This is a genomic window from Novipirellula sp. (assembly GCF_041583735.1).
GTDB lineage: Bacteria > Planctomycetota > Planctomycetia > Pirellulales > Pirellulaceae > Novipirellula.
The window spans coordinates 1-7,198 of the sequence record NZ_JBFHFD010000445.1 but is presented as its reverse complement, the minus strand read 5'-3'; the positions used below and the strand labels follow the sequence as shown (position 1 = coordinate 7,198).

Genomic DNA, 7,198 nt, shown 5'->3' with positions numbered 1-7,198 from the left:
GTTCCAGCCACCTCTCCCGAGCGCAGCACGGGAGAGGTCGGACGGGCCCTCAAGGCCTCGTCCGGGTGAGGGCCTGTCACCGGCTCACTCGCACCGCCCATCAATTCCGCGTCTATCCGGCTAGCCCCACCCTCCCGTAGTGGATCTTGCAAAAGATCCCGCCCCACAAAATTCTTAATCTTAATCATACTCATAATCCTAATCTCACCCGAGCAACCAATTCTCCGTCGCCAAACAAGAACGACAATTTCTCGGACAATTTGAACAGGAGCATACAGAGGGAACAGAGTTACAAATCACCCTTCGTCTCCGTTACCTCCCTTTCCTCTCGATCAATCATTTTCGGAGGCGTCTTTACCCGCCGAGCCACGCTCATCCATTTTAAAATTTACAATTGTCGATTCAACTTTTTCAATTCTCACTCCCTCCCTAACATCGCTGCAAGCGACTAGCAATCGCAGTGCGCAGCAAGGGCGACAACCATCATCCCCAAGTCCCGAAAGGGACGGCATGTTGTAGCCCACGGCGTGAGCCGTGGGTTACAACGCAACCCAAATCTGAAAGCCCCGAAGGGGCGACAGGAAAGACCAACGTCTACCGCGATCGGATAACTTAACTTGCACTCGCACAACCACAGCGCCGTCCGAAAACAAAGGGCCCGCGAATCGACGCAAATCAACGCGAATACTAGCTCCGTTTCAACGGCCTCAGCCTAAGCCCTAATACCGCTACACGACACCTTTCCAATTTCCACCACCCCGCATCAATTCCCCGTCTGTCCGGCTTGCTCAAACAGCCGTAACTAAAGAAAACTCCCCGTAGTGGATCTTGCTAAAGATCCCGCCTCAGGACGAACTGGTTTAAACGAGTCAACGAAGCGCTCGACCTCGAATCCGCCCCTCCGCCCCCGACGGACGACCCAAACAACAAGTGCTGACACCGGACAGGAGTCCGGACACCTTCTTTATTCCCGCAGTCGGTTGCTCCGCGAGACACCTGCCGTCGCGTTGGGACTCTGCGGCGAAGTGCGCGAGTTTCCACGGACTCACGTCCGTGGCTATAGCCTGACGTCGCGTTGCGACTGCATGGAGAGTTTATCTCTGATGGCCGCAGTGCAGGCTTTCAGCATCCCCGGTCTCAAATTTTCCTGCCCCTCCCCATCTTCCTGCCCAGCCTCCGGTTGCACAGAGCGAACCAGCCATCACGCGGCGAGTTCGGTGCGATTTCGAGGTAAGCTGTCCAGCATACCGTCCTAGAAATCTTTCTGTCGCACCAATTTTTCTGTCGCCACATTGGGTATGAGCAATTTGTCACGGCGGCACAAGCTCGTCTCGGAGACTGCGGAAACGCGTGATACGACAAGACATCCCACAGGTATCATTCGCCCACCATGATGGTATGAAGTCGACAGAACGAGGAGACTGCCATGGCGTTTTGCGTTTGGGTTTAATCGACCAGCGCTTCCCCATTTTCTAACCTCCTATCTTCTAACCTTTCACGGCGTCCCAGTTGCGTGGCATCGGGTTGCAGACAGCTACATCTGCCGTCGCGTTGCGACTGGCAAGGCCGGTAGAATCACAAAGCAATGACAATCGCTAGCCACTGTGGTCCGTCCGTGGTTTGGCACGAAAACAGACGCTGAGTGACCTGCAATGCTTGTCACTCAGCGTCTAACGGAAGTCGCTGGTAAGCGAATCATCTCATCGTACGTTGGCAGGCTGACCTTGGCCAACGTGCGGAACGTTCGACGAATTTGCTGCCGGCGTCTGCGGAGTGATCACTCGTTCCGAGATGACCTGCGGTTGCGACGTCACGACGGGAGAACTGTAGATCACTCGCGGTTGCGAGGTGACGACGGGCGAACTCGAAATCACGCGGGGTGCGCTAACGACGTTGCTGGGCAAGGTGTAGCTCTGCTGCACGACCGGTGCCGAGGACGGGACGTAGGAAGGTGCCGGCGTGTAGGTTCGCGGTGCGACGTAGCTTGGCGTGGTGTAACGCGGCGTGCTACGGAACATCGACCGGTTGCTGCTATAGCTGCGATTGGTCGACGTCTTGGGCGCGAAGTATCCCTTATTCGCACGGTGGCGTCGTTCGACCGTCGAACGCGCCTTTGCGGCCTCGGCGGTGTCAGCAATCAGGAAGCTGCCCAGCAAGGCGGCGATGGCAAAAGCACTGGTGAAATAGCGTGACATCTTCAAAACCCTTTCGGTGTTCAGCGGCCCGATCATCACAGACATCAACTTCGATGCCTTGGCGAAAGACCGACTTAGACAAATCCGCGACTCAGGTGCAAGCACCAAACGCTCGCTGATGATCTTGATGAAACGTCTAAGCGAGGAGCGTACCAATCGTAGAGTGAAGCTCTAAAAAACCCTCGAGCCCATCCGCGGGAGTGAAGAAAACATAAGGATATCCGGGGGCTTTTTAATAGGAAACAATTCAGAAGCATTTTGTTAACGACTCTTCGGGTTCGAAGCCTCCACCCCCGCTCTGTCAAACGCTAGCGACAGTGTTCGCGCCCGTTGCTGTCGCCGATTGTTGACAACGGTACTCGATCGCTTCAATGGTGATGGTGCGGCCGCCACTGGGGATCATGACACGCACTTGCTGACCGAGATGACGTCCGAGGATCGCGGTGCCCAGCGGCGATAGCACCGATAGCTTTCCGCGGGCAATGTCCGCTTGTGCAGGGTCAACCAGTGTGAACATATCGATATTGCCCGTTGTCACATCCGACAACGTCACGTGACACCCCAAACGGATGACCGTGTCGGGAACTCGCTCATCCGGCAAACAAATCGCGGAGCGGAGCCGGCTTTTCAATGTATCGACGCTGCGATGATCCGCGATGACGGCGACGGATTCATCCTCGATCAGCTGCAGCAATTCCGTTTGATCGTGCTTGGTGATGATGGGTTTGCGGTGTGGCATGAGAGAGTGTCGTCCTTTGGGTGAATCGAAACGCCGTGACAAAGCCTGGCTACTGGAGCAATCCCGGTACCACACGCCGCAAATCAGATGCGACAAAAATGAGCGACGGGTAGCGACGCCGCGCAAAGACACTGTCAAAAAGACGTGGCGAATTAGCGTCGGAAATCGGCGGCGTAGATTTCATGCGTCTTCAGAAGCTTATGTAAGCCTTGACGTGACAAACCAGCTTGGCGTGCCGCTTCGGAAACATTCCCACCGTTCGTTTGCATCAACGCGACCAAGTACTGATACTCGGCTGCTTTCAAGGCTTCGTCTCGCGAAACTCCCGCAGTGATACTGGCGAAGCTGGGCAACTGCCCACCGGAACCCGGTGTCGACGTGGCGGCATCGGCATGAACGTCACTGCCAGCCCAGCGTGACTCAGCTGCATTTGCATTCCCTTGTACGTTCTTGGGCAGATCCGCCGGCTGGATCAAGTTGCCTTTGGATAGGGCGATCGAACGCTCGATCACGTTTCGCAGCTCACGAATGTTTCCCGGCCACGAGTACGCCTTGAAGACTTCGGGCGTGGACTCGGCAAATCCGTAAACCCGTGAATTGTTCTTGGTCAGCAGCTTCAAGAAGTGATCGGCGAGCAGCAAAACATCATCATCGCGGCGGCGGAGCGGTGGCAATTCGACGTGGATAACTCCGAGTCGATAGAACAGGTCTTGGCGGAACCGTCCCGCATTGACTTCGGCGTGGAGGTCGCGGTTGGTGGCGCAGATGAATCGGGTGTCGACTTTGACCTGCGTGTGGCTGCCAACCGGCGTGAAAGTTTGCTCCTGTACCGCTCGCAATAATTTCGCTTGCATTGGCATCGGCAGCTCCCCGATTTCGTCTAAGAACGCCGTGCCGCCGTCACATTGTTTTAACAAGCCGTCTTGATCCGATACCGCTCCGGTGAATGATCCTTTCTTGTGGCCGAACAACATCGATTCGAACAACGAATCGGGGACCGCGGTGCAGTCGATAACTTGATACGAACCCTCACGACGATGGCTATGCTCATAAATTGTTTTGGCAACGACTTCCTTGCCGGTGCCGCTTTCACCGGTGATCAAAATGTTCGTGTCCGTGCCGGCGACGCGATCGATGATTTCGAATAGCTCCATTATCGGTGCGCTGGCACCGATCAGACGGGGAAACAAGTTTTGAAGTTCCGATGCGGGCCGAGTCGGTATCTCCGCAGCCTTGCGGGTTTGATTTGCGTGCTCGATCGCATGCTGAACGCTCCGCAGCAAATCCTCGAATTTCACCGGTGTCATCAAGTAATCGGCGATCCCAAGGCGAATGCTCTCGATCGCAGTCGGCAAGCTCGGAACGCCGGTGACGACGATGATGGGAACGTGTTTGCGCAGCCGGTTGTGATCATGAAGCAATTCAAGCTTCAAATTGCCCGGCATGTTGAGGTCCGACAAGACGAGATCAAAATCCTCTCGCTGCAATGCCTCCATCGCTAGATTGGCGTCGGGAACACACACGCATTCGTAACCGTTCTTTCGCAATAGCTCGCCGGTCGTGCGAAGGTAAAGCGGTTCGTCGTCGGCAACGAGAATTCGATGGGCCATCAGTCGCGTCTCCACCTGGGCAGCATGACTCGAAACGTCGTTCCTTCTCCAACTTCGGTGGCAACGTTGATTTCTCCGTCCATCGATTCGATCAGGTTGCGTGTTACCGATAGCCCCAACCCCATCCCTTCTTTGAGTTCTCCTTTGGTGCTGAAGAACGGTTCAAAAATATGCGGAAGCACGTCATCGCTGATCCCGCTACCTTGATCAGCGACCAGAACAGCAACCCGTTCGTCTTTGGCATCGATTTCGATGCGAACCGTCGCACCGCTCGGCGATGCCTGAATGGCGTTGCGAACGATGTTGAACAGGATCTGCTTCAGTTCATTCTCGGGCAGACGTGCCGATGTGGTGGAACGCTCGGGAATGACCTGCAACGTCACTCCGTGACGGCGCGCGATCGGTTCAAGCAAGCACACGCAATCGCGGATTGTTTTTTCGATCGTCAATTCGGTAGCGGCCAGCGGACCTCGCTTGTAAAGCTGGTACATCTGATGGATGATCGAACTGATCCGTTCGATCTCCTTGTCCACCAGATCCAACAGGTCGTAGTGCTCGTGGGTTGGTTCCAGAGAATCCTTGAACAGCGCGAACGCGTTGCGGATCCCCGCCAAAGGATTGTTGACCTCATGAGCGACGCCAGCGGCCAGTTCACCGAGGGCGGCAAGTTTTTCCATCTGCTGACGGTGCTTCTCAAGCTGCGTGATCCGAACGGTGCGTTCTTGAACCAGTTGCTCAAGATGCTCGGTGTACAGTCGCAGTTGTTCTTCCAACCCCTGTCGATCGGTGATGTCGCGAACGCTGGTGCGAAAGCCCTGATGCGTTCCCGCGTCGTCATACATCGGTTGCCAGGAAATGGCCATCCAACGAGCGTTGCCATTCCGGTTGACGATTTCGAACTCCAAATCGTTGTTTGATTTCTTGTCGATCGCATCCTTGAGCATCTTTCGCATCCGAGCCTGATGCCGCTCCGCCACGATCGGCAACGGATATTCAGGCATCGCCAAACATTCATCAGGCGAGTAGCCCGTCATTCGCCGCACGGCATCGTTGATCCAAACAGGCTTTCCCAACGGATCGTGCCAGCTTTCCCAGTCGTAGGTGTAATTGGCGACGGTGCGAAACATCGTTTCGTTGATGTTGGGGTCGCGAAGGTGTCGGTACGGCATGACGATGATTGCGGCGGAAACGGATTGCCAATAAGCGTTGATCCCGGTTGACGCTTGGATACGTTCGACGATACGCAAAGCAGGAACTGTGCCGACGAAGATTGACCGACGTTTTTCTAATCATTGACGCCTCGCGACGTCAACCTATGTCACCTGCTGCTTCCACTGTCGACGCCGGTTGACACTTTCGCTAGCGCATAGAAAAACCGACTTACCACAAATCAAAGTTCATTTGTGGCAAGCCGGCTCTTGGTGTCAACTGGAGAATCGGAAACTCGCTCCTTTCATCGGCGAAGCGGGTGGTGCAAGGTTACCGAAACAGGTTGAACAAAGCACCGGGGTTCGAGGTATTGCTTGATCCGCGTGTTTTCCGCGGACCAGGGTGATGCAGTTCGGCGCGACTGCTGCGTTGCCAACCCCAAGACTTGCCGCTGTTGCTCTCGTGAGTCTTCGGTGTGTAATGCACACGCGGACTTGCGTGGTGACGAACTACGTTCTTTGAGTGATGGCTCGAGTCCCAAAATCCTTTTTCGGGACTATGACGACGCTCGACGGTGCTGCGAATCTTTCCTGCTTCGGCAAGCGAAGCTCCACCGACGAAACTGAAAGCGATTGCGGCTATCAATGCGTACTGAGCTTGTTTGAACATATTGGATACCTCAAAGGTATAGAGTTGGTTGTCTTCCCAAACCTCATGCTCGGGAACGGAGTCGCTCTATCGCACGGGCAATGCCAATCCCCAAATCACAAACGTCGAAAGCATGCTAGGCAAAGCGAAAATCCAGTGTTTTCCGGGATCAAAAACATTCCAGGATTTCAATCGCAGCGAAAAATGATCGCCGTTGACATGATTTTCATGTCACGACTTGGCGACAGAAACCGTTGACGCTGTCAACAGTCATTTTCACCTGAGCGTCTTACCTCTCCGAAGCGGATTGCGTTTGTTCCTATTTTTTCGTAAACGACATTCGGACATCTCCGACGTCCGTCGATGTTGCGGCAAAGGGGAGGGGCAGCCCCAACACGGGGGCTACTGACGAACTGATGGGTGGGATCTTTAGCAAGATTTTTGAAAGGAAATTCGCGGATTCAGGATCTTTAACAAGATCCACTACGGGTAACGCGAATGAATGATCCGACGTCGGAGGCGGCGGGCGACTGTGTATGCCCCCAACGGAAACTGCGATAGACTGGGGATAACCGTTCCCTGAACTTCTGACTTGAGATTGAATTGGATTTAATACGATGAGCCGTGCGCTATTGGTGATTGACGTTCAACAAGAGTATTTTGATGGCGCGCTGCCGGTGACGTATCCCACCGGTCATCTCGATCAAATCTTGCGAGTGATGGACGAGGCGAAACAGGCGGGGGTTCCAACCGCTGTGATTCGGCACCACCAACCCGATCCCGATTCCCCCATCTTCCGGCTCAACTCCGACGCATGGCAACTGCATCCCGAGGTTGAAAAACGTCATCGCGATGTG

At 54.8% G+C, this 7,198-nt stretch carries 6 protein-coding genes; 1 reads left to right on the top strand and 5 read right to left on the bottom strand.

Annotation, left to right across the window (positions count from 1 at the left end):
• Nucleotides 1-1,700: 1,700 nt before the first annotated feature.
• From ABX962_RS25305 to ABX962_RS25285, 5 genes are all read right to left on the bottom strand, one after another.
• Nucleotides 1,701-2,240, bottom strand: a complete 540-nt coding sequence (locus ABX962_RS25305; protein ID WP_372723466.1) for a hypothetical protein — start codon at nt 2,238-2,240, stop codon at nt 1,701-1,703.
• Between the two features lie 256 nt (nt 2,241-2,496).
• Nucleotides 2,497-2,934, bottom strand: a complete 438-nt coding sequence (locus ABX962_RS25300; protein WP_372723464.1) for a GreA/GreB family elongation factor — start codon at nt 2,932-2,934, stop codon at nt 2,497-2,499.
• A gap of 152 nt (nt 2,935-3,086) precedes the next feature.
• A complete protein-coding gene (locus ABX962_RS25295; RefSeq protein ID WP_372723462.1) occupies nt 3,087-4,544 on the bottom strand; it encodes a sigma-54-dependent transcriptional regulator in 1,458 nt (485 codons plus the stop codon).
• On the bottom strand, nt 4,544-5,791 hold the full coding sequence (locus ABX962_RS25290) for a sensor histidine kinase (protein ID WP_372723460.1): 1,248 nt from the start codon (nt 5,789-5,791) through the stop codon (nt 4,544-4,546). The genes ABX962_RS25295 and ABX962_RS25290 overlap by 1 nt, the downstream gene beginning before the upstream one ends.
• Before the next feature lie 232 nt (nt 5,792-6,023).
• A complete protein-coding gene (locus tag ABX962_RS25285) occupies nt 6,024-6,362 on the bottom strand; it encodes a hypothetical protein (RefSeq protein ID WP_372723458.1) in 339 nt (112 codons plus the stop codon).
• A 596-nt stretch (nt 6,363-6,958) separates the two neighbouring features.
• On the opposite strand from ABX962_RS25285, the gene ABX962_RS25280 reads away from it, so the two are divergent.
• A partial coding sequence (locus ABX962_RS25280) for an isochorismatase family protein (RefSeq protein ID WP_372723456.1) occupies nt 6,959-7,198 on the top strand: 240 nt, incomplete at its 3' end.